The 21,563-nt window shown below is 70.0% G+C and carries 25 protein-coding genes, 2 tRNA genes and 1 riboswitch; of the genes, 18 read left to right on the forward strand and 9 right to left on the reverse strand.

The window, feature by feature from the left end; translation table 11 throughout:
* Nucleotides 1-68: 68 nt before the first annotated feature.
* On the reverse strand, nt 69-1,097 hold the full coding sequence (locus ACFVW6_RS02620; RefSeq protein WP_378824074.1) for a beta-ketoacyl-ACP synthase III: 1,029 nt from the start codon (nt 1,095-1,097) through the stop codon (nt 69-71).
* 239 nt (nt 1,098-1,336) lie between these two features.
* On the opposite strand from ACFVW6_RS02620, the gene ACFVW6_RS02625 reads away from it, so the two are divergent.
* From ACFVW6_RS02625 to ACFVW6_RS02645, 5 genes are all read left to right on the forward strand, one after another.
* The gene (locus tag ACFVW6_RS02625) at nt 1,337-1,609 is read left to right on the forward strand and encodes a GlsB/YeaQ/YmgE family stress response membrane protein (RefSeq protein ID WP_355274349.1); all 273 of its coding nucleotides are present in this window, start codon (nt 1,337-1,339) and stop codon (nt 1,607-1,609) included.
* Between the two features lie 75 nt (nt 1,610-1,684).
* Entirely contained in the window at nt 1,685-2,398 is a 714-nt protein-coding gene (locus ACFVW6_RS02630; protein ID WP_355274346.1) for a phosphatidylserine decarboxylase, read from the forward strand.
* Nucleotides 2,395-3,264 (forward strand): phosphatidylcholine/phosphatidylserine synthase, encoded by an 870-nt coding sequence (locus ACFVW6_RS02635; RefSeq protein ID WP_355274344.1) that lies wholly within the window; start codon nt 2,395-2,397, stop codon nt 3,262-3,264. Before ACFVW6_RS02630 ends, ACFVW6_RS02635 begins: the two co-directional genes overlap by 4 nt.
* A gap of 116 nt (nt 3,265-3,380) precedes the next feature.
* Nucleotides 3,381-4,268: an RNA polymerase sigma-70 factor gene (locus tag ACFVW6_RS02640; protein ID WP_378824072.1), complete on the forward strand. Its 888-nt coding sequence runs from the start codon at nt 3,381-3,383 to the stop codon at nt 4,266-4,268.
* A gap of 82 nt (nt 4,269-4,350) precedes the next feature.
* Nucleotides 4,351-5,439: an NAD(P)/FAD-dependent oxidoreductase gene (locus ACFVW6_RS02645; protein WP_378824071.1), complete on the forward strand. Its 1,089-nt coding sequence runs from the start codon at nt 4,351-4,353 to the stop codon at nt 5,437-5,439.
* Here ACFVW6_RS02645 and ACFVW6_RS02650 read toward each other — a convergent pair.
* Complete coding sequence (locus tag ACFVW6_RS02650) at nt 5,390-6,652, reverse strand: hypothetical protein (RefSeq protein WP_378824070.1); 1,263 nt, start codon at nt 6,650-6,652, stop codon at nt 5,390-5,392. The genes ACFVW6_RS02645 and ACFVW6_RS02650 overlap by 50 nt on opposite strands.
* A 72-nt stretch (nt 6,653-6,724) precedes the next feature.
* Between ACFVW6_RS02650 and ACFVW6_RS02655 the strand changes: the two genes are divergently transcribed.
* From ACFVW6_RS02655 to ACFVW6_RS02670, 4 genes are all read left to right on the forward strand, one after another.
* A complete protein-coding gene (locus ACFVW6_RS02655; protein WP_378824069.1) occupies nt 6,725-7,456 on the forward strand; it encodes a Clp protease N-terminal domain-containing protein in 732 nt (243 codons plus the stop codon).
* 243 nt (nt 7,457-7,699) lie between these two features.
* The gene (gene groL, locus ACFVW6_RS02660; protein ID WP_355274330.1) at nt 7,700-9,325 is read left to right on the forward strand and encodes a chaperonin GroEL; all 1,626 of its coding nucleotides are present in this window, start codon (nt 7,700-7,702) and stop codon (nt 9,323-9,325) included.
* A gap of 119 nt (nt 9,326-9,444) precedes the next feature.
* Nucleotides 9,445-9,801: a hypothetical protein gene (locus tag ACFVW6_RS02665; RefSeq protein WP_378824068.1), complete on the forward strand. Its 357-nt coding sequence runs from the start codon at nt 9,445-9,447 to the stop codon at nt 9,799-9,801.
* On the forward strand, nt 9,795-10,136 hold the full coding sequence (locus tag ACFVW6_RS02670; RefSeq protein WP_378824067.1) for a type II toxin-antitoxin system PemK/MazF family toxin: 342 nt from the start codon (nt 9,795-9,797) through the stop codon (nt 10,134-10,136). The genes ACFVW6_RS02665 and ACFVW6_RS02670 overlap by 7 nt, the downstream gene beginning before the upstream one ends.
* Nucleotides 10,137-10,152: 16 nt before the next feature.
* Here ACFVW6_RS02670 and ACFVW6_RS02675 read toward each other — a convergent pair whose 3' ends face one another.
* Together ACFVW6_RS02675 and ACFVW6_RS02680 are read right to left on the reverse strand one after the other, a co-directional pair.
* Complete coding sequence (locus ACFVW6_RS02675) at nt 10,153-10,953, reverse strand: DUF6585 family protein (protein ID WP_357342381.1); 801 nt, start codon at nt 10,951-10,953, stop codon at nt 10,153-10,155.
* Between the two features lie 126 nt (nt 10,954-11,079).
* On the reverse strand, nt 11,080-11,676 hold the full coding sequence (locus tag ACFVW6_RS02680) for a TetR/AcrR family transcriptional regulator (protein ID WP_378824066.1): 597 nt from the start codon (nt 11,674-11,676) through the stop codon (nt 11,080-11,082).
* 53 nt (nt 11,677-11,729) lie between these two features.
* Here ACFVW6_RS02680 and ACFVW6_RS02685 point away from each other — a divergent pair, with 53 nt between their 5' ends.
* Nucleotides 11,730-12,116 carry a DUF2867 domain-containing protein gene (locus ACFVW6_RS02685; RefSeq protein ID WP_378824065.1) on the forward strand — a complete coding sequence of 129 codons (387 nt, stop codon included), beginning with the start codon at nt 11,730-11,732 and terminating at the stop codon, nt 12,114-12,116.
* A gap of 53 nt (nt 12,117-12,169) precedes the next feature.
* Nucleotides 12,170-12,949 (forward strand): alpha/beta fold hydrolase, encoded by a 780-nt coding sequence (locus tag ACFVW6_RS02690; protein ID WP_378824064.1) that lies wholly within the window; start codon nt 12,170-12,172, stop codon nt 12,947-12,949.
* On the opposite strand, the gene ACFVW6_RS02695 is transcribed toward ACFVW6_RS02690, so the two are convergent.
* Nucleotides 12,950-13,909 (reverse strand): SMP-30/gluconolactonase/LRE family protein, encoded by a 960-nt coding sequence (locus tag ACFVW6_RS02695; RefSeq protein ID WP_378824063.1) that lies wholly within the window; start codon nt 13,907-13,909, stop codon nt 12,950-12,952.
* Between the two features lie 114 nt (nt 13,910-14,023).
* On the opposite strand from ACFVW6_RS02695, the gene ACFVW6_RS02700 reads away from it, so the two are divergent.
* On the forward strand, nt 14,024-14,470 hold the full coding sequence (locus ACFVW6_RS02700; RefSeq protein ID WP_378824062.1) for a MarR family winged helix-turn-helix transcriptional regulator: 447 nt from the start codon (nt 14,024-14,026) through the stop codon (nt 14,468-14,470).
* A gap of 59 nt (nt 14,471-14,529) precedes the next feature.
* On the opposite strand, the gene ACFVW6_RS02705 is transcribed toward ACFVW6_RS02700, so the two are convergent.
* Nucleotides 14,530-14,982: an SRPBCC family protein gene (locus tag ACFVW6_RS02705; protein WP_355274313.1), complete on the reverse strand. Its 453-nt coding sequence runs from the start codon at nt 14,980-14,982 to the stop codon at nt 14,530-14,532.
* A 144-nt stretch (nt 14,983-15,126) separates the two neighbouring features.
* A riboswitch (SAM riboswitch) is annotated at nt 15,127-15,244 on the forward strand.
* A 14-nt stretch (nt 15,245-15,258) separates the two neighbouring features.
* On the opposite strand from ACFVW6_RS02705, the gene ACFVW6_RS02710 reads away from it, so the two are divergent.
* Genes ACFVW6_RS02710 through ACFVW6_RS02720 form a run of 3 tightly spaced genes read left to right on the forward strand, consistent with a single transcriptional unit; the run spans nt 15,259 to nt 17,584 of the window.
* The gene (locus tag ACFVW6_RS02710; RefSeq protein WP_378824061.1) at nt 15,259-16,035 is read left to right on the forward strand and encodes an AfsA-related hotdog domain-containing protein; all 777 of its coding nucleotides are present in this window, start codon (nt 15,259-15,261) and stop codon (nt 16,033-16,035) included.
* Nucleotides 16,032-16,748 (forward strand): HAD family hydrolase, encoded by a 717-nt coding sequence (locus ACFVW6_RS02715; RefSeq protein WP_378824060.1) that lies wholly within the window; start codon nt 16,032-16,034, stop codon nt 16,746-16,748. The genes ACFVW6_RS02710 and ACFVW6_RS02715 overlap by 4 nt, the downstream gene beginning before the upstream one ends.
* Nucleotides 16,742-17,584, forward strand: coding sequence for a hypothetical protein (locus tag ACFVW6_RS02720; RefSeq protein WP_378824058.1), 843 nt, complete (start codon nt 16,742-16,744; stop codon nt 17,582-17,584). The genes ACFVW6_RS02715 and ACFVW6_RS02720 overlap by 7 nt, the downstream gene beginning before the upstream one ends.
* A 30-nt stretch (nt 17,585-17,614) precedes the next feature.
* On the opposite strand, the gene ACFVW6_RS02725 is transcribed toward ACFVW6_RS02720, so the two are convergent.
* Nucleotides 17,615-18,508: an ADP-ribosylglycohydrolase family protein gene (locus ACFVW6_RS02725; protein WP_387790564.1), complete on the reverse strand. Its 894-nt coding sequence runs from the start codon at nt 18,506-18,508 to the stop codon at nt 17,615-17,617.
* A 294-nt stretch (nt 18,509-18,802) separates the two neighbouring features.
* Here ACFVW6_RS02725 and ACFVW6_RS02730 point away from each other — a divergent pair, with 294 nt between their 5' ends.
* The 3 genes from ACFVW6_RS02730 (at nt 18,803) to ACFVW6_RS02740 (ending at nt 20,164) form a co-directional block, all read left to right on the forward strand.
* A complete protein-coding gene (locus ACFVW6_RS02730; protein WP_378824056.1) occupies nt 18,803-19,993 on the forward strand; it encodes a hypothetical protein in 1,191 nt (396 codons plus the stop codon).
* A 17-nt stretch (nt 19,994-20,010) separates the two neighbouring features.
* A tRNA-Arg gene (locus ACFVW6_RS02735) sits at nt 20,011-20,082 on the forward strand.
* A gap of 11 nt (nt 20,083-20,093) precedes the next feature.
* Nucleotides 20,094-20,164 (forward strand) — tRNA-OTHER (locus tag ACFVW6_RS02740).
* An 8-nt stretch (nt 20,165-20,172) separates the two neighbouring features.
* On the opposite strand, the gene ACFVW6_RS02745 is transcribed toward ACFVW6_RS02740, so the two are convergent.
* Together ACFVW6_RS02745 and ACFVW6_RS02750 are read right to left on the reverse strand one after the other, a co-directional pair.
* Entirely contained in the window at nt 20,173-21,012 is an 840-nt protein-coding gene (locus ACFVW6_RS02745) for a DUF4265 domain-containing protein (RefSeq protein WP_378824055.1), read from the reverse strand.
* A 27-nt stretch (nt 21,013-21,039) separates the two neighbouring features.
* On the reverse strand, nt 21,040-21,540 hold the full coding sequence (locus ACFVW6_RS02750; protein WP_378824054.1) for a DUF5063 domain-containing protein: 501 nt from the start codon (nt 21,538-21,540) through the stop codon (nt 21,040-21,042).
* Nucleotides 21,541-21,563: the final 23 nt, after the last annotated feature.

Consider the following 21,563-nt stretch of genomic DNA (forward strand, 5'->3'; position numbering starts at 1 on the left):
GCGAGCCCACCGCTCGGTGGCCTGCGCGGGGCAGACCACCGTCGCGGTGGGCGAAGTTGCTGGTCGGGCTAGCGCCAGTCGGGCAGCGTGACAACCTGTGCGGCGTAGGACAGTCCGGCGCCGAAGGCGATCAGCAGAGCGGTGTCGCCCGGCTTCGACTCGCCCTTGCGTAGTAGCGCCTCCATGGCCAGCGGGATCGATGCTGCCGAGGTGTTGCCGGAGTCCTCGATGTCGTTGGCCAGCGCGCAGTCCGTGGGCAGTTGGAGCACCCTGGCCATGATCTCGATGATCCGGCCGTTGGCCTGGTGCGGGATCATCGCGTTCAGGTCCTCGGTGGTGAGGCCGGCCCGGTCGATCGCGTCCCGGCAGACCTTCTCCAGCGAGTGCGCCGCCCAGCGGAACACCGCGGTGCCCTCCATCGCGAGGTAGGGGCGCACCGCGTCGGTGCCCTTCTCGTCGATCTCGGCGAAGAACTCCATCCAGTCCTTGTTCTGCCGGATGGCATGGTGCTGGGTGCCGTCCGAACCCCAGACGGTCGGGCCGATGCCCTGATCCTCGGCCGGGCCGACGACGACCGCGCCCGCGCCGTCGGCGAACAGGAACGCCGTCGAGCGATCGGTGAAGTCGACCGTGTCGGTCAGCTTCTCCACGCCGATCACCAGCGCGTTCTTCGAGGTGCCGGCGCGCACGAGGTCCGAGGCCAGCGCCAGGGCGTGACAGAACCCGGCGCAGCCCGCCGAGATGTCGAAGGCGGCGGCGCCGGTCATGCCGAGTTCGGTGGCGATCTGCGGTCCGATGGCCGGGGTGAGCAGCAGATGGGTCGACGTCGCGACGATGACGCAGTCGACCTCGTCGGCCGCCATGCCCGCCGCGGCCAGGGCGTCGCGCGAGGCGGCGACGCTCATGGACTGGATGGTTTCCTCGGCCGAGGCGAAGCGCCGGGTCTTGATCCCCGATCTGGTGCGGATCCACTCGTCGCTCGAGTCGATCGGCCCCGCGACCTCGTCGTTCGTGACCACCCGGGCCGGGCGGTAGACGCCCAACCCGAGAATCGCGGTGTGCTCAGCCCCAGTCGTCTGGGCGATTCGAGCAGCCATGTTGCGTCTCCTATGTACCTGTCAACCTGCGGTCGCACCGCTGGGTGTACCCGAAGCATCGAAATCCGTCGCTCATCGCCCATGACTCCCGCGTGGACAACATGTGAACGGGCAGACATGAGGCTTCCTCATATTAGCGCGTTCGCCCGGCCGATTCGTGTCTTATGTCACAACTGGTCCGGGGTATACCTTGGAGACAAGGCGATTGCTCGCCGACCCATCGAGGGAACGAGGACACCATGCTTGGACTCGGGATAATCAGTTGGATCATCATCGGCGGCCTCGCCGGTTGGATTGCGAGCAAGTTCATGAAGACCGACGCGCAGCAGGGCATCCTGCTCAACATCGTCGTCGGCGTCGTCGGGGGTCTGCTCGGCGGATTCGTCCTCAGTCTCTTCGGCGTCGATGTCGAGGGCGCGGGCTGGATCTTCAGTTTCTTCACCTGTCTGGCGGGCGCCTGCGTCCTGCTGTTCCTGGTGAAGCTGTTCACAGGGCGTAAAGCGGCACACTGACCACGGGTGGATGCGGCGGGGTTCCCGTAAGGTGTGAACGCTTGCGTTGTCGTCACACCACGAAAGAGGGAGCCCGTGGCACGCCGCCCCACTCCGCCCGGCACGCCCGAAACCACCGGCGTCGGCCATGTCGTCGACCTGGTGCGGGCCGCTGTACCTCCGCTACACCCCGCCGGCCTGCCGTTCGTCGCGGCGCCGCTCGCGGTCGCGGTCGTCGGCGGACGGAACAAATGGGTGCGCCGGGCCGGTCTCGCCGCCGCTGCCGCCTGCGCCGCGTTCTTCCGGCATCCGCACCGGGTGCCGCCGAACCGGGCGGGCGTCGTCGTCGCGCCCGCCGACGGTGAGGTCGCCCTCGTCGACACCGCGGTGCCGCCCGCCGAGCTCGGCCTGGGCGATCAGCCGCTGCCGCGCGTCAGCATCTTCCTGTCGGTCCTCGATGTGCACGTGCAGCGCGTCCCGGTGTCCGGGACCGTGCGCGAGGTGCTGCATCAGCCGGGCAAGTTCCTCTCGGCCGACCTGCCCGAGGCCAGCGACGCCAACGAGCGCAACAGCATGGTGATCGACACCGCCGACGGCAAGCAGGTCGTGGTCGTGCAGATCGCCGGTCTGCTGGCGCGGCGCATCGTCTGCGACGCGCGCGCGGGCGACGTGCTCACCATCGGCGACACCTACGGCCTGATCCGGTTCGGCTCGCGGGTCGACACGTACTTCCCGGTGGGCACCGAATTGCTGGTCGCCCCCGGCCAGCGCACGATCGGGGCCGAAACAGTCCTGGCTGTGCTGGGATGATCGAACAGGCCGCCCGCCGCAAGCGCCCGCGCTCGGTGCGGTTGCTGCCGAGCGTCGTCACCATCCTCGCGCTGTGCGCCGGGCTGTCCGCGGTGAAGTTCGGGCTCGACGGCGAGCTGGACGTGGCGCTGGCCATGGTCGGCGCCGCCGCCGTGCTCGACACCCTCGACGGCAGGCTGGCCAGGATGCTCGACGCGACCAGCAAGATGGGCGCCGAACTTGACTCGCTCTCCGACGCGATCTCCTTCGGTGTGGCGCCCGCGCTGGTCCTCTATGTCACCCTGCTCGACGGCTACAGCGCGGGCTGGATCGTCGCCCTGCTGTACGCGGTGAGCCTGGTGCTGCGCTTGGCCCGCTTCAACACCCTGCTCGACGACGACTCCCGCCCGAACTGGGCGCGTGAGTACTTCGTCGGCGTGCCCGCGCCGGCGGGCGCGCTGATCGCCCTGGTCCCGATCGCGCTGAAGGTGCAGTTCGGCGACGGCTGGTGGGACGGCTTCGCCTTCGTCGCCGCGTGGACGATCTTCGCCGCGCTGCTGTGCGTGAGCACCATCCCGACGCTGGCGATGAAGTCGGTCTCGGTCGCCCCGCAGGCGGCCGCGGGCCTGCTGGTGCTGGTGGCGCTGGCCGCCGCGCTGCTGGTGACCTACCCGATCGTGCTGCTGCTCATCCTGGTCGGCCTCTACCTGGCGCACATCCCGTTCGCCTGGCGCTCGGCGCGCTGGGTCGCGGCGCGCCCGGAGACCTGGCAGCACAAGCCGTCCGAGCGGCGGGCCCAGCGGCGCGCGCAGAGCCGGATCCCGCAGATCCGGCGTCCGGCGATCCGCGGGTCGGCCCGGTTGCGGTTGCGTCGTCCGCGGGATTGAGTTTCGGCGGGCCGTGAGGTTGTCGGCTGTCGGCGCGGTATCCGGGGAGCGGGATACCGCGCCGAATCCGGCATCGGTGGGTGCGTCGCCACGGCGGCGGAGGTGAAGGGGGAAGCGTGGAATCCGACGAGGTCGAGGAGTTCCTCGGGCACCGGGCGCGATTGTTCGCGCTCGCGTATCGCATGTTCGGCGCCGCCGGTGAGGCCGAGGACGTGGTGCAGGAGGTGTACCTGCGCTGGGCCGCCGCCGACCGCGCCGAGATCGCCAACACCGAAGCCTGGCTGACCACCGTCACGGTCAATCTCTGCCGCACCGCGCTGGTCTCCGCCCGCGCCCGCCGCGAGACCTACGTCGGCCCGTGGCTGCCCGAACCCGTCCCGACCGGTCGCGGCGCCCTCGGCCCGCTGGAGACGGTCGAGGCCCGCGAGTCGATCTCGCTGGCCCTGCTCACCGCGATGGAACGGCTCAGCCCGATCGAGCGCGCGGTCTTCGTGCTGCGCGAGGCGTTCGGCTACCCGCACGCCGAGATCGCCACGATGCTCGACCTCACCGAGGCCAACTCCCAGCAGATCCTGCACCGCGCGAGCGGGCGGGTGCGCACGGGCAAGCAGCGCTTCGCCGTGCCCGCCGCGCACGCCCGCACGCTGATCGACCGGTTCCTGCTCGCCGCCTCGACCGGTGACGTCACCGCCCTGCGCGCGCTGCTCGCCGACGACGTGGTCTCCACCGCCGACGGCGGCGGCAAGATCACCGCGGCCCGGCGCCCGGTGCACGGCGGCGATCCGGTCGCGCGCTACCTCGTCGGCCTGACCAAGTTCCTCACCCCGGCGAGCTCGTTCTCGGTCGACGAGATCAACGGCGAACCCGCGCTGGTGGTGCGCGCGGACGGCGTCGTCGCGAGCTCGGTCATGCTCTTCGAGCTCGACGCCGACGGCCGGGTCGACGCGATCCGCATCGTCGTCAACCCCGACAAGCTGGGCTTTCTGGTCGCCTCCGAGGCGTGACCCGGATCACGTCCGGGACCTGTCAGGAAATCGGGGGCTGTCCGGTCTGGAGGGTGTCGGCATTGTCGAGAGGAGCCACACCATGACCGGGCAGCAGCAGCGAATCGTCGTCCTCGGCGCGGGCTACGCGGGACTCAGCGCGGCCCGCCGCCTGGCGCGCAAGGCACGCGACACCACGATCACGGTGGTCGATACGCGCGCGGAGTTCGTCGAACGGGTGCGGCTGCACCAGGCGGCCGCGGGCCAGTCGATCCGGCGCTGGGACCTGCGGGAGTTGCTGGAGCGCAAGGGTGTCGAGTTCGTGCGGGCGCGGGTCACCGCCCTGGATCCGGACGCGAAGCGGGTGTGGCTCGACGGCGAGTGGTCGATGGGCTACGACACCCTCGTCTACGCCCTTGGTAGTGCCGCCGACCGCGCGAGCGTGCCTGGCGTCGCCGACCACGCGCACTCCGTCGCCACGCCCGAGGATCTGCGGGCCCTGCCCGCCGGTCCGGTGATCGTCGTCGGCGCCGGGTCGACCGGCATCGAGCTGGCGGCCGAACTGGCGGAGTCGCAGCGGGATTCGCGGGTCACGCTGCTGGGTTCGGAGGAGCCGGGCAGCTGGCTGTCGACCGCGGCCACCGAGCGCATCCGCACCACGCTGACCGGACTCGGCGTGCAGATCCGGGCAAGCGTCAAGGTCGCCGAGGTGCTGTCCGACGGTGTCCGCCTGGTGGACGGCACCGTGCTGTCCGCGGCGGCCGTCGTCTGGACCGCCGGTTTCACCGTGCCCGACCTGGCCCGCCGCGCGGGCCTCGCCGTCGACGAACAGGGCCGCATCCGCACCGACGCCACCCTGCGCTCGATCTCGCACCCCGACGTCTACGCCGCGGGCGACGCCGCGCTGATCGACGGCCCCGGCGACCGTCCCCTCCGGATGGCCTGCGCGACCGCCCTGCCCGCGGGCTCCTACGTCGCCACGGCGATCGTCGCCAGGGCGAGCGGCGCCGAGCCGAAGCCGATGACCTTCCGCTACCAGCTGCAGTGCATCAGCCTGGGCCGCCACGATGCCGTCATCCAGTTCCTCCACGCCGACGACAGCCCGGCCAACCGCGTCGTCCGTGGGCGCGCCGGTGCCTGGGTCAAGGAGCGGATCGTCCGGATCGCGGGCCGAGCGGCCGGCCTGCGCTGAGTGCTCCGACGAGTGACCCGATCCAGGGGACGACAGCGAGCACGCCGAGCACGAGCAGCCACGGCACCCGCCACCACCAGCGCAGATCCAGCTCGCTCGCGGCTGGTTCCGTGGTGAGCGGTCGAGCGGTCGACGACCACACCACGAACGCGTCCCCGATCGGCACCAGCCCGAAGGCGTACCGCTTGGAGCCGGGCAGATCCACCGGCAGCCCCAGCAGTTCGCCCTCGGCGCCGAGCGCGGCGGCCAGCTCGTGGTCACCGTTGACCCGGGCGGCCCCGAGTCCGACCACCGTGGCGGACAGGCTGATCCCGGCGACCAGCGGCCCCGAATCGACATCGCCCGGCTTGTCCACCCCGCGCGGGTACTCGCGCAGCGCGGGTCCGAAACCGCCAGGGTAGGTGAGGAACTGGTCGCGGAACAGGCGGTATTGGTCGCGGGCGAAGTCGGCGTCGAGTTCCGGTAGGAACCGCAGGATCACCGTCTGCGAGGTGGCCCGCGCACCGTCGAGCTGGGTGCCGTCCGGCGTGACGTCGTGCGGCAGCAGACCGGTGGCCGGGTCGAGGTGCGCCCGCGCCGCGGCGAGCCACCGGGTGGTCACCGTGCCGAATCGCTCGCCGAACAGCCTGTCGTGCAACCGCAGCGACGCGACCGCCACGGTGGAATCGACCGGCCACGCCTGCCCGTGATAGGCCTGCAGGAACGGTGTCTCCGCCGCCGCGAACGCCGCCGCGATCTCGGCACTGTGCGCTTCGAACCGCTGCACCTCGGCGGGATCGCCGGCATCGAGCGACAGGATCGCCCCGCGCAACCAGTTGGTCCACCCCGCCCAGAACACCCCGTACGCGGGCCGCAGTGCCGGGCTGAACACCGCCCGCCCGTCGGCCGACTCCACTCGTTGCAGCGCCCAGCGGGATTCGCGCAACGCCTGCTCACGCAGACCCGGATCGATGCGCGCGGCCTGCACCCACGACAGCCCGTAGAGCGCGTTCAGGAAGAAGTGCCCCTCCGGAAACTGGCTCTGCGCGGCGACATCCGCCCCGTCGTCGAGCGCGTCCCGGAGGAATGCCAGCTGACGCTCGGTCGACCCGGGCTGCGCGTCGATGCCCGGCTGCGGCCACAGGAACCGGCCGAGGCCGATCACACAGGCCAGTGTCACGACGATCCCCACGATGCGCAGCGCCCACCGGGCCGTGCGCCGAAATCTCCCCATGCGGACATGGTGCCATCGACATGTCGTCAACCAATGGTTGACGCCAGCGGATCGTCAACTTAGAGTTGACGCATGAGCACTTCGAACATTCGCCTCGACGACCTGATCGACGGCATCAAGAAGGCCCGTCCCGACAACGTTCTCGACCAGCTCTCCGACGCCGTGGTGGCCGCGGGCCATCTCGGCGAGGTGGCCGATCACCTCATCGGCCACTTCGTCGACCAGGCCCGCCGCTCCGGCGCCTCCTGGACCGACATCGGCGTCAGCATGGGCGTCAGCAAGCAGGCTGCCCAGAAGCGCTTCGTCCCCAAGCGGCCCGGTGACGCGGCGGCCATGGACCCGCAGGCCGGGTTCGCCAAGTTCACCGACCGGGCGCGGCAGGTCGTGGTCGGCTCCCAGGAATCGGCCAGGTCCGCGGGCAACAACCAGATCACCCTCGGCCACCTCATTCTCGGTCTGATCGATCAGTCCGAAGGGCTGGCGGCCAAGGAGATCGTGGCCAGGGGCGTGAGTTTGGACGCGGTCCGCGCGGCGGCCCTCGCCGCGCTGCCGCCCGCGACCGACGACATCCCCGCGCTCATCCCGTTCGACGGTGACACCAAGAAGGCGCTGGAGCTGACCTTTCGCGAAGCGCTGCGCCTCGGTCACAACTACATCGGCACCGAGCACATCCTGCTCGCGCTGCTCGAGCAGGAGAACGGCACGGGCGTGCTCAGCGGCCTCGGCCTGGACAAGGCTGTGGTAGAAGCCGAGCTCGTCGAGCTGCTGAACCAGTTCCTGGCCGCGGCGGAGTACGAGTCCTGAGGCGGCGGACGCGCCCGGCGCGGTCCTCCCGTCGGGCGCGACCTTGCACTCTCACTACCCGAGTGCTAAAAATGGCTTTGGCACTCACGTCTGTTGAGTGCCAGGTCGGGACGGTGAGATCGGGATCCATCGACACCCTCGGTCGTCCGTCGCGGGCACCGCACCTGGCCAGCGTACTTTGGGGCGATCCAACCTGTGGTCGTCTCGTGTGTCAGCCATAGACATGTGGAGGATCTCAACGCAATGGCCAAGACAATTGCGTACGACGAAGAGGCCCGTCGCGGTCTCGAGCGGGGTCTGAACGCCCTCGCCGACGCTGTCAAGGTGACGCTGGGCCCGAAGGGTCGCAACGTCGTGCTCGAGAAGAAGTGGGGCGCCCCCACGATCACCAACGATGGTGTGTCCATCGCCAAGGAGATCGACCTCGAGGACCCGTACGAGAAGATCGGCGCCGAGCTGGTCAAGGAAGTCGCCAAGAAGACGGATGACGTCGCCGGCGACGGTACGACCACCGCCACCGTGCTCGCCCAGGCGCTCGTGCGTGAGGGCCTGCGCAACGTCGCGGCCGGCGCCAACCCGCTGGGCCTGAAGCGCGGCATCGAGAAGGCCGTCGAGGCCGTCACCGCCAAGCTGCTCGACACCGCCAAGGAGGTCGAGACCAAGGAGCAGATCGCTGCCACCGCCGGTATCTCGGCCGGCGACGCGTCCATCGGTGAGCTCATCGCCGAGGCCATGGACAAGGTCGGCAAGGAAGGCGTCATCACCGTCGAGGAGAGCAACACCTTCGGTCTCCAGCTGGAGCTCACCGAGGGCATGCGCTTCGACAAGGGCTACATCTCCGGTTACTTCGTGACCGACCCCGAGCGTCAGGAAGCGGTCCTCGAGGACCCGTACATCCTGCTGGTGTCGTCGAAGATCTCGACCGTCAAGGACCTGCTGCCGCTGCTGGAGAAGGTCATCCAGGCCGGCAAGCCGCTGCTGATCATCGCCGAGGACGTCGAGGGCGAGGCCCTGTCGACCCTGGTCGTGAACAAGATCCGTGGCACCTTCAAGTCCGTCGCCGTCAAGGCCCCGGGCTTCGGTGACCGTCGCAAGGCGCAGCTCGCCGACATCGCCATCCTGACCGGTGGCGAGGTCATCAGCGAAGAGGTCGGCCTCTCCCTGGAGACCGCCGGTCTGGAGCTGCTGGGCCAGGCCCGCAAGGTCGTCGTCACCAAGGACGAGACCACCATCGTCGAGGGCGCGGGCGACGCGGAGGCCATCAAGGGCCGCGTGGCGCAGATCCGCACCGAGATCGAGAACTCGGACTCGGACTACGACCGTGAGAAGCTGCAGGAGCGCCTGGCCAAGCTGGCCGGCGGTGTCGCGGTGATCAAGGCCGGTGCCGCCACCGAGGTCGAGCTCAAGGAGCGCAAGCACCGCATCGAAGATGCCGTGCGCAACGCCAAGGCTGCCGTCGAAGAGGGCATCGTCGCCGGTGGTGGCGTGGCCCTGCTCCAGGCCGCCCCCGCGCTGGACGGCTTCAGCGGCCTGTCGGCCGACGAGGCCACCGGTGTCAACATCGTGCGTGTCGCGCTGTCGGCCCCGCTGAAGCAGATCGCCTTCAACGCCGGCCTCGAGCCCGGCGTCGTCGCCGAGAAGGTCTCCAACCTCCCCGAGGGCGAAGGCCTGAACGCCGACTCCGGCGTCTACGAGAACCTGCTGGCCGCCGGCGTTGCCGACCCGGTCAAGGTCACCCGTTCGGCCCTGCAGAACGCGGCCTCCATCGCGGCCCTGTTCCTCACCACCGAGGCCGTCGTCGCCGACAAGCCGGAGAAGGCCGCCCCCGCGGGCGACCCGACCGGCGGCATGGGCGGCATGGACTTCTGATCCCCCCGGATCACTAGTTCCCGCAAGTCACGAAGGCCGGTCCACCGCTCGGTGGGCCGGCCTTCGGTGCTGTAACGGACCTGCTTGACCGTTACGCTCTGTCGATTCACACTGGGTGTATGACATCTGTACGACAAGCTGCCGAAGTGGCGGCGACCCGCAAGCGGATGGCCGAGAAGAAGCGGGGGGCCACCCGCCGGGAAACGGCGAGTTCGCTCGGCCCCAGCCGTCTGGCGCAGGTCCGACTGCGCGCCGACGAGGTCGCGGCCTTGCAGGAGGTTATGCGGACCCTGCACATCGGCTCGACCTCGGATGCGCTGCGGGAAGGTCTGCGGCTCCTTGCTCGGGAGGCCGCCGAGGTCGGCGCGGCCGAGGAAATTCGTGCCTTCTACGCAAGCAGGCCTGCCCCGCTACCCGAGGGCGTTGTCGAGCCGGATGCGGACGAGTTGGCCGCCGTGGACGAGATGCAGTGGTAACCGCGGGAACCGCGCTCAGGGGTGAGGTCTGGTCCTGCGCTCTGCCTTCGCCGGTGGGTCCCCACCCTGTTGTCGTCTTGACTGTCAATCGGATCGCCGAACCGCTGGCTGCCGTAACCGTCGCGCTGATCACCGGAACCTCCGGCCCCGGGGTCACGCACGTTCCGGTCGGCTCGGATTCCGGATTGACCAAATACGCGGAGTCCTACGTGAATTGTGCAGATCTGCACACGGTGGCGAAGCCGCGCCTGCGGCGCAAACTCGGGGTGCTCGCGCCGACCGAGCTACGCCGGGTGGAGAGCTCGGTCCGCCTGATTCTCGGACTGCAACCGTGAACCCGGCGGCCGCGCACTAGCCCACCGGGGTCAAACGCAGGCGTTCCGCGAGTTCGTTGAAGATGTAGAAGTTGGGGATGGTGCTGACGGGGGTCAGGGAGATCCACATGCCGGCGAGTTTGATGCGGATGTGGCCGCTGCGGGCGTCGATGAGCTGGATGTTCTCCCAGGGGAAGGCCTCGCCGTTGTAGGTGAGGGCGTCGAGGGAGAGGGCGAGCTCGCCGAAGGCGACGGTGTCGCCGTTGTCGATGGCGGTGACGGCGGCGGGGAGTTGGGTTGCGGTGACGGCGGATTGGATGGCACGGGCCCATTCGCGTGCGCGGGCGAAGCCTTCCTCGTCGACGGTGGCCTCGACGCCACCGGGGCCGCTGAGCTCCAGGTAGTACGACACCGGCATGGTGTCGTGGAACGGGATCATCTGCTGGCGGACTTCGGTGCTGTCCCAGCGGAATCCGGCGACGCGCTGGCCGGAGCGGTAGACGGTGACGCCGTGGTCGAACAGGTCGATGCGGGCGGCGCGGTTCTGCCGGTTGAGGATTCCGCGGCGGAACGCCAGCAGCACCGGGACCGCGGCGATCGTCAGCAGCGCGACGCCACCCTGCCAGGCGCCGACAGCCGTGCAGATGACGCCGATGGTGGCGATGCTCCCCGCGACGATGCCGCAGCCGCGCACGAACGTGTCATCGGCCGGGGTCGCGAGGAAGGTGTCACGGTGCGCGCCGAGGTGCTGATACTCCGCCATCAGGTGTATCAGCTGGGTCAACGGCACGGTATGCCGGGCTTCGGCTACGTCCTCCGCCCTGTTCGGAGTGATCACTCGTCCCTCCATGAGGCGTTTTCATCCGCGGCGAAGCGTATTCGACGAGGCCGAATACCGCCACTGGTGCATCGACAATCGTCGCCTCGATCCCGAAATCGGCTGCTACGCGGGGTGAACGCGCTGTCAATCCGACTGATTCGGCGCTGCCGGATCGAGCAGCCGGAGCAGCACGGCGTCGACCAGTTCGTCGGTGGCGGGCAGCGTGCCCGGCGCGACCCTGGCCAGCTGATTGAACCCGTGATAGATGCTGACGGCGACTGCCGCGCGGGTGGCCGCCTGCGGATCGGGCACCCCGAGCAGCCGCAATTGCGCGGCGACGTAGGCGATCCGGCGTTCGGCGACCCGGCGCATCGCGGCGGCGACGGCGGGCTGATCCACCGAAGCGAGCAGCGCGAGATCTTCCCTGCCGTGCGCGGCGTAGTCGATGACATGGGTGAACAGCTGCTGCAATCGTTCGGCGGGCCCCGGCAATCGATCGAGCTCGTCGATGACGTCCTGCGTGCCGCGCCGCTCCCACTGCGCGAGAACGGCGTCGACCAGCGCGGCCCGGTCCTTGAAGTGCCAGTAGAAGCTGCCCTTGGTCGCGCCGAGGCGCTTCGCCAGCGGCTCGACCGCGACCGCGGCCAGGCCGCCCTCGCCGAGGGCTGCGAGCGCGGCCCGTGCCCAGTCGTCGGCGGTGAGCCGGCGCCCCGCCGACTTCGCGTTCTCCTCTTGCGGCATTCACATACGCTACCGTATGGTCGAATCCATACGGGACAGTATGGAGGTTGACCATGCCGATCGTCACCGCGGCGCCGCTGGCCGAGGCGGCCATCCCCGACCCCGACTACGCCGATGCCTACTCCGTCGACGTGCCGCCCGGCGCCACCACCGACCCGGCGGCCTGGACCCGGGCGATCTTCGGCCGCAGCGCCTTTCCCGAGCGGGCGGTGTCGGACACCGAACACCTCACCGGCCAGGCCATGCCGATGCTCGACTTCGTCGCCTCGGTGCGCGTGGTCGACGGGCGCGTCACTCTCACCACGCTGGTGCGTTACCGGAATCGGCTGGGCCGGGTGTATTTCACGATCGTCGGCATCGCACACCGCAGGCTGGTCCCGCGCATGATGGCGCGTGCCGAGCGAAGGATGCGTGATGCGCGCCGCCGCGACGGATCGTGACGCTGACTGAACGGTGTGGGGATCGAACCGATCGGTCTCGATAGTCTGGACGGGTGCTGTTTCTGGACGAAGGCCCACGCACCGGCCCCGCGATCGTGTTCCTGCACGGCATCCCCGGCTCGGTCGACTGGTTCGCGGCGGTCGCCGAGCGGCTGGCGGCCGAGTACCGGGTGATCCGGGTGGACGTCCACGATCAGGGCGCGGACTCCGGTGATTTCGCGGCCACCGCCCGGGCCGCGCCGGTCGTCGAACTCCTCGACGAACTCGACCTCGCGCGGGTCACGGTGGTCGGGCACTCCTTCGGCGCCGAGATCGCCCTGGAACTCGCTGCTGTCTCGCCCCGGGTGGCCAGGGTGGTGGTGGTCGGGCAGGCGCCGGACTACCGCATCGCCGCGATCCCGTCGGCGGCCGCATGGGTGGTCCGCCCGTGGACGGTCCGGCTGGCGCAGCGCTGGACACCGGCCCTGGTGGTCCGGCTGGCGAACCGGACCGCGTTCGCGCCGCGCTTCCGCTACGACTCCGCGCCCGGCCTGGCCGACGCGGTGGTGCGCGACTTCCGCGCGGCCGTGCCCGCCGGCCTGGCCTACGCCGCGGGTCCCCGGGGCGACGACCTCGCCGCGCGTCCCCTCGACGCTCGGGCAGCCGCCCTCGACCTGCCGGTCCTGGCGATCCACGGCCGCCACGACCACCTCTACGACAGCACCGCCACCCTGGACCGCTACGCGGCGGCGGGCGCGCGCACCCACCTGGTCGAACACGCAGGGCACTCCCCGCAGGTCGAGCAGCCGGACGAATTCGTCGCGGTACTGCGGGAATTCGTCGCCGAGACCTGATCAGAACCCGTCGACCGCCGTCACCACGAAGGTCCCCGGCGTCCCTGTGTCGCCCAGCGGTCCGCCCTTGTCGAACTGTGACGACACGACCAGCGCCCGATCGCCGACGTGCGCCATGGTGGTGGGGACAGCCAGTGCGGGATCGTGGAATTCGGCGACTCGCGTCGCGGTGGCACCGTGGTCGGCGACGGTCCACCGGCTGAGGGTGTTCTCGGTGTTGTGGACCACCCACAGGGTGCCGTCGCGCAGTTCCATGCCGTCGCCGTGGCGCACATCGCCACCGGTCAGCGCGACCTTGCGGATCGGCTCGGCGCCGCTCGGATCGATCCGGTACAGCTCGCCCGCCGACATCGCGACGACCAGCAGGTACCCGTCCGCCGGATCGGCGACGATCCCGTTCAGCTCGAAGACCTGTGGATCGCGCGGACCGAGTACCGGGCTCAGGTCGTAACCGATCTCCAAGTCCCCGCTGCCCTTTGACACCCGGTCCGGGCCCACCCGGTAGACGACATTGCGCACGCTGTCGGTCAGGTAGGCGCTGCCGTCGGCGCCGAAGTCGAGATCGTTGACGAATCGTGGCGCGCTGTCCGGCACCGCGAACGAGGCCAGCAGTGCACGCGACCCGGTGTCGTACACGGCGACACCGGCGCTCGAATCGATCACCCACAGCCTGCCGTCCCGGTCGACCCGCAGGCCGTTGGTGGTCTTGCGGCCGTCGGCGCCCGGGGGCAGGAACACCTCCGCTCGCGTCGCGCCCGGGGCGGCGCGATAGACGGCCCCGTCGGCGAACGAGCCCACATAGCTGTCGCCGGAGCGCGCGTCCACCGCGATGCCCTCGGGATAGACGGCGCTGCCGGGCAGCTCGTAAGCGGTGCTCAGCCGGGGTGTGGCGGCGGTGCCGCACGCGGTGACGGACAGGCAGGCGACGGCCAGGGCGAGGGTGGCGCTGGTCCTGATCATGATGAAGCCTCTCAGTGATGTAATGCCAGACATCAAGTGATAGGCAGGAATGTAAGTTAGAGTTCTAATGATCGTCAAGGGCATTACGAGATGATGGGCGGATAGCATGCACCCATGACGTCCATGCCCGCCGCCGAGAGGCTCGGCACGTATATCAAGCGCGCCGAGCAGTCCCTGATCGCGGCGAAGACCGCCGCGCTGAAGCCGGCCGGGCTGACCGTTCCGCAGTACAGCGCCCTGCTGCACCTGGCCGAGAACCCCGGCATCTCCGCCGCGGCGCTGGCCCGGCTGGCCGGGGTGACGCCGCCGACCATGAACACCGTGCTGACCAACCTCCAGGACCGCGGCCTGGTCGAGCGGACACCGCACGAATGGCACAGGAACGTGCTGGAGACCCGGCTGACCGAAGCGGGCCGGGAGGTGACCGCGGCCGCCGACGTCCGCGCCGTCGCGGTGGAACGCGACCTCGCCGCGCGGTTCACCGCCGCGGAACTGGCCGCGGTCACGGCCCTGCTCACCCGCACGGCGGAGGCGCTCGACGAGATCCGCGCCGACCTCTGACCCCGTGAACGACGAAGAGCCCGCCGGATCATCCGGCGGGCTCTCGGGTGTCGTGCGGGTCAGCGCTCCGCGGCGGCCTTGACCTTGCTCAGCGTCTCCCGCATCCCGGCGACCAGGTCGGCCTCGAACTTCTGCTCGCCGCCCATCGCCACCTTGATGGTCCCGCGCAGCCAGCCGGGCAGGCCCTTGGCGTCGACGGTGCGGGTCTCCACCACCCGGGTGCCGGTGGCGGTGGGCACGAGGTCGTAGCGCCACACCGTGCGGTTCTCGTTCATCCGGAACGCGAAGGACTTGTTCGGCTCGAAGGTCACGATGCGCGAGGTGGTCGGGTAGATCTTCCAGCCGACCTTGTTGACGTTGACGGTGAACGCGCCGTCACGGACCCCGCCGAGGGCGATCATCTTGAGCGTCGTCGGGCTGAGTTCGGAGACGCGGCGCAGGTCGGCCAGGATCGACCACACTTTCTCCGGCGCTGCGGCGATGTCGATGCTGGCTTCGAGATTGTTCGGCAACGGTGCCTCCGGGATGGGTGTGACGGTCTGTCACGCACAGCATAGGCATCGTCGACCTGGGGATCCTCCGCCCCCGGTCGGATTTTTCGCAGCCTGGTCGCAACGCTGGTCAAAAGGTTTGGGGCCGAATAATTTTCGTTCCACGGTCACGAGTTCCAGCTTCGAGCCCCGGCTTGCTGGGCGGCAACCCTCCATCGGCGGCGGGGTGCTCCGGGTGACGACCGGATGGCGGGGGAGTTCCTCCCTGTCGTAAGCGTCCTTCTGGAGGGTCCATCCATGTCTGTAGTCCAACTCGACTCCACCACCCGTGCCGAGGAAACGGTCGCGACCACGTTCGTCGTGGTGGCCGACCGGTTCCTCGGCATCTCCGCGGATGAGCGGGTGCACACCGTGTCGGGCCTGGTCGCCCAGCTGCGCGGCGGTCGACTGACCGATCGGGAGTTGACGGTGCACCTGGGGCAGGGCATCACCCGGCACGATCTCGACTATCTCGAGCACGTCGCGAAGACCTCGGGCGCCGGGCTGCGGGTGATCGGCGAGATCGCCGAACCCGCCCGCAGGCATCACGTGCACAAGTACCAGCACTCCAATGTGCTGCTGGCGGGGCTGACCAGGGAGCAGGAGCACGTCTTCCACGCCGATCTGCGCCTGGACAGCGATAACGAACTGCTGCTCGACCATCAGACCGGCGAGCACGTGCAGGGCATCGTGGTGATCGAGGCGGTGCGCCAGCTGTTCCTGGCCGCCTTCGAACTCGAATACGGCGTGCGCAACCCGCGCGAGCACTTCTACATCGTGTGGAACAACGTGGACCTGCGGTTCACCTCGTTCCTGTTCCCGCTGCCCGCGACCCTGCACGCCCGGTTGACCCCGGTCTCGCTGGACGATCCCGGCAAGTTGCGGTTCGTCATCGAGACCGAGGTCCGCCAGTTCGGCAAGACCGTGGCCGACGCGCGCATCGAGTTCACCGCGCTGCCCAACGAGCGCATCGCGCGGATCGAGCGCGCCAAGGCCGCCGAGGCGGTCACCGCGCACCTCGCGGAGTCGGCATGAGCGCGGGCGCGGCGTTCTTCGACGTCGACGAAACGCTGATCACCGTCAAGAGCATGTTCGCGTTCCTGCGGCACTGGCTCGCCGAGCACGGTGACGACGGCAGCGAGTACACGCGCGTCACCGACGAGATCAAGGAGCGCGCGGACGCCGGTACGCCACGCGAGGAGATCAACCGGCACTATTACCGGCTCTTCCGCGGCGTGGCCTACACCGCGCTGGCGGAATCGGGGCAGCGCTGGTTCGACGCGTACGCGGCCGCGGGCGGCGCCTTCTATCTCGACACCCTGGAAGCGCTGCGCGCGCACCGGGAATCGGGCGTGCGCACCGTGCTGGTGTCCGGCTCGTTCGCGCCCGCGATCGCCCCGGTGGCCGCGGCGGTGGGCGCCGATCACCTCATCGCGACCGAACCGGTGCTCGACGAGCGCGGTGCGCTGACCGGCGAGGTGTTGCGCCCCATGATCGGCGAAGCCAAAGGCGAAGCGGTGGTGGCGTTCCTGCGCGAGCACGGCATCAGCACCGACGACACCTGGGGCTACGGCGATCACGGCACCGACCTGCCGTTCCTCTGGATCGTCGCGCACCCCTTCCGGCGCGGCGACGACCCGCACCTGCTGGCCGCCGCGACCGCGGCCTGGGGCTCGCTCGGTGACCGGGTCGGGGACGTCGACGGCACCGCACTGTCCGACGATCGAAAGGTGGTGTCCGCGTGGTGAAACGGATCTACGACCTGACCCCGACGACGCAGGGTCCGCTGTACCCGCCCAGCGAGATCGTGGACGCCGACGGCGACTTCCTCGTCGTCGGTTTCCTGAACGAGGCTGGGCCCGACGGCAGCGTCACGCGGCGCTGGGGCCGGGCCGTCGTCGCGGCCGACACACCGCTGCCCGCGTTCGGCGAGAACCTGCCGTACCGGGTGATTCGCGAACTCCCCGAGCAACTTTCGGACACCGACGCGAATCTGGTGCTGCACACCTTGCCGCTGCCGCTGCCCGCGCACAACTACCCGATGGTGTTCGCGCCCGATCAGCTCCCGAACGCCGGGTCGGTGGTGCGCCCGAGCTACCCCTTCCACGAGGTCCCGATCCCGGACCTGCGTGCCGAGGACGGACGCAAACTGACCGAGCCGGTGACCCTCGGGCGCTGGCTGGAAGCCCGTGGCACGGTGGAGGTCTCGGTCGCCGACGACGAACGGCACGGCGAATTCCATTTCGAGCTGGCGGGATTGATCCCCGACTCGCTCTACACCGTCATGTCCCTGCGCTCGGGCGATCTGAATCCCGCCGCCCCCACCCGGCCCGGCCCGCTCGGTGTCCCCAATGTCTTCGTCACGGCCGCCGACGGCACCGCCACCTACCGGGCGACCCTGCCCAGTCCCTTCCCCGACCCGTCGACGCCGGGTGCCAACCGCGTCATCAGCGTGGTCGTCCTCTGGCAGAGCTACCAGCAGAACTACGGCGGCGCCATCGGCCACTTCGGCCTCGGCGGCGACATCCACGCCCAGCTCAAACTCCCCACCCCCACCTTCGAGGAGTTCCGCACCCGACCCTGACCGGTGTGAAGGCGTCGCCGGCCGGCGCCTTCACCCCACCCAGCCCGGCAGCGCCTCCCTGGCCGCCAACCAGTCCGTCGGCACCCCGCCCGGTGTGCCGATCCCCGTGCGCGCGGCCACGATTCCGCCGACGATCGCCGCGGTGGTATCCGCGTCACCACCGGCTTCGACGCACGCGGTGATCGCGGCCGGATAGTCGTCGAGGTGGCTCGCCGCCACCCACAATGTGAACGGCACCGTGTCCTGTGCGCTCACCTGCGCGCCGTTGCCCAGCTCGTACGCGGCCTCGGCGACCGACCGTCCGAGTAGTTCCCCGGCGCGCCGCACCCCACTCGCCGTCCGCCCCGGAACCAGGTACGGCTCGACCGCCGCCAGGAGTTCCTCCGGCGCGCGGTCCGTTCCGCGACTCGCCGCCGCCCAGCTCGCGGCCACCGCGACAGCCATCGCACCCACGATCGCCTCCGGGTGCCGATGCGTCACCTCGCCCGCCGACGCCGCCTCCACCGCCGCCCGATCGAGGTCACCGGCGAAATACGCTCCGAGCAGCCCCACCCGCATCGCCGCACCGTTCCCCCACGACCCCCGCCCGTCGAACAGCGCCCCCGCCGCCTCCGACCACGGCCGACCATCCCGAATCTGATGCAGCACAGCTACGGTCCCGCCGCTGTACCCCCGATACGGTTCACACCGATCGGCGAACACGGCCGCCAGCGCATCCCGATCGATCCGCCCCCGCGCCCGGATCTCGGTGAACACCGAACACGCCATCTCGGTGTCATCGGTCCACTCCCACGGCCCAGCGGGCACCCGCCCACTCATCAGCTCAGCCACCGACCGCCCGGGCACAAAGAACTGCGCCCCCAACGCATCCCCCACCGACAACCCATCGAGGCTGTCCCGAGCACTATCAATATCCCGCATCATGTGCGGGCCATCCTGCCACCAAGGTAGTGGTCATTGCAACCATAACGATGATCGCCCACCTACCCGCCGAATTGGCGTTGCAGCGCGACGCCGGGACTTGTGATGATCGACCGCATGACGATGGGGCGGGATGAGGCACTGGTCGAGTTGCATCGGTCGTTGGATGCGCGGTACCGGCCGGAGAGTGTGGCGCGGCTCGCGTTGTACTGCCTGAAACGGGATCTGCGCAGTGAGGAGCACACTCGGCTGGCCGGGGTCGCGGAGGCGGCGCGGCGATGGGACGGATTGAGTTCCATGACCGAGGATTTCGCGCGTCCGGTCGGTGGCGTGCACCAGGTCGCGGCGACCAGCAGGCTCTTCGATGTCACCGCGGAGGTCGATGCCGACACCCCGGCCTCGCTCCTGGCCTTCGCCGAGTCGATCGGTGCCGAGATCGGGTTCGACCCGCGACGCACCGACTTCCTGGCCGATCGGCTCAACCGGCAGCAGCGTGCGGACGCGGGCATGGACGTCTCCAAGCGGCAGTACAACCGCCGATTCCGGGCGCTGACCAGGCTGACCGCCAAGGCGGCGAAGCTGGCGGCCGAGCAGCGCAAGAGGCAGCTCGCGGTGCGAGCGCGCGCCGGGTTCGCCGCGGAACTCACGCTCGACCGGTTCCGGGCCGACCCGAACGCGGCCTGCTTCGTCGCCTACTACACGGCCAAGCGCAAGCTCCGCCGGGAGTTCACTCTCTCCGGGCGGGAGAATCCGTTCGACGAGATCGCCGAGCTGTTGTTCGCGCGCTGCCGACGGGAGGACGACACCGACTGGTGGATGATCGCCCAGGCCTACGCGACGCCGGAGGTGCTCGATCACCTCACCGACGAACAGCGGGGCATGCTGGTCGGCCGGTGGTCCGCCGTGCTCCGCGCGACGGCCGAGATGCTCGAAAAGGTCTGGAACTCCAGCGAATTCGACCGGCAGGGCATGGTGGTGCGCCGCGGCAACGACTCCTCGACCTGGAATCTGCTGTGCGGTGCCTACAACGCGGCCCGCGCCGCCTGGCTGTCCTGCCTCGCGGCGAGTGGCGCCACCGATCTACTGGACACCGTCTGTCCCGGCAAAGCGATGATGCTGATCGCGGGAGATCTGGCGGCGTGGCACAGTGCGGCCGGATCCGGCCCGCACCCGGATACCCGGGTCTGGGCGGCGTTGCCACTGCCGTGGGAGGTGCTCGCGGGCCGGGCCGCCTGCACCGCGGCCGACGTCCGCACGGCCTGCGCGGCCGCCGCGGTCGATCCGGAGCGTGGCGGCTGGACGGCGCCGAAACCACCGGGCCGGGTCGGCACCTTCCGCCCGACGCCGGAGCTGGTGCATGGCGTCGAAGTCGCGGATCCGCTGTGGGCCATGCTGCTTCGCAGCGCAGGCGCGTTCAGCGGCAAGCCGGTCAAGGCCGGCTACGCCGCCGAACTGTCCGCGGAATCCGGTGGACACCCGCACCTCTGATGGGGCACGATCGCGGAGCTGTCGTAGCTCAGCGGTAGAGCACCCGGCTCCTAACCGGGCGGACGCCGGTTCGAGCCCGGTCGACAGCACAGGCGGAGGTCTCGTCGTAGCTCAGTGGTAGAGCGCCCGGCTCGGACCGGGTGGACGCCGGTTCGAGCCCGGTCGGCGAGACTCCGCCGCTACTCCGGGTGGTCGGTGTCCTCGTCGGTGTAGGTGAAGTCCTCGATGGTCCAGGGGTCGATGGGGTGGTCGCGCCAGGCGAGTTTGGCTGGGGGGAGGGCGGCCAGTTCGAGGACGGACGAGTCGGTGTCGGTGACGTGCTGGATGGGGAGGACGGTGGCGGTGTCGGCGGCGAGGGGAGCGTCGGAGCCGTCGCCGATGATCCATTCGCCGTCGGGGTCGCGGACGACGACCAGGGCGGGGCGTTCGCCGGTGGCGACGGTGTTGTAGACGAAGGCGGTGAGGTCGGCGGGGAAGGCGAGACCGTAGGACGCCGGGGGCGGGTCGCTGGGGTTGCGGTCGGCGAGTGCCGGTGTGGCGGTGCGCCATTGCTCGGTGGCCGCGCCGATGTCGTAGATCCACAGGCCGTCGGCGTGGCCTTGAGCGAGAGTGGCTTTGGTCTCCTCGAGGTCGCTGTGCGCGGGGACGTTCAGGGCGACCAGGCCGGTGCCGCTGCCCTCGCCCTCGACGCCGAGCGGTTCGAAGGCGTCGAGCACGGCTTGACGGACCTCGGCGCGCAGACAACCCTCGGCCGGGATGACCCGGATCGTGCAGTTCCCCGACGGCTCGAGCACGTCACCGGCCCACAGCACACCCTCGTCGTCCGCCGCGACCGCGACCACATCGCCGAGCGCGACGGCCCGTGCGTGAAAAGGGATGTTGTCCAGCCGAACCCGCCGCTCGTCGAGCCGCACCGCCCACATCCGCTCCGTGCTGAACGCGTGCCAGCCCGCGGGGTCCTCCGGCAGCCGGAACACCACCCGCACGTAGTCGGTGTCGTCGTCCTCGTTCGCGGTCATGCGGGAGAGCATGCCAGGGGGCGGCGCCTATTTCTGGAGGAGGTCGGCGCGCAGGGCGGCGTGCAGCGGACGCAGCGCGTCGACGGCGTGCCTGCCCCAGTGCGCGATGAAGGACAGCCGCCACTCGAATACCACGTCACGCCAATCCGATCCGGTGTCGAGCGCGTCGAGACCGTGGCGCAGGTCGCGCCAGATGTCGGTCAGGTCGTCGGCCAGTGAGCCCGCGCTCACCGGAGCTTCGGTGGTCAGGTCGAGATTCGACCAGTAGTGGTCGGTGCGGCCGAGGACTTCCCCCAGCCGCTCGAACCGCTCGAACCACCGCTCGCGGCTGATGAAATCCGGCACCGCGGTCGAGGTCGGTTCCACCTGCGGTAGCGCGCACCCGGCGGCGACGAGCCCGGCCAGCACCGGCACGAGCACTCGTGCCAGTGCCGCCGGCGCCCATTCGCCGCCGAGCCCCTCGACGACCGCGCAGTACTCGCGCGCCGATCCGACGAACGTCTCGACTTCCGGCGGCTTCTCGCTCATCCGGTAAGGATGGTTCGCCCGCC

Source organism: Nocardia sp. NPDC058244, from assembly GCF_042882065.1.
In the GTDB taxonomy this organism is placed as follows: domain Bacteria; phylum Actinomycetota; class Actinomycetes; order Mycobacteriales; family Mycobacteriaceae; genus Nocardia.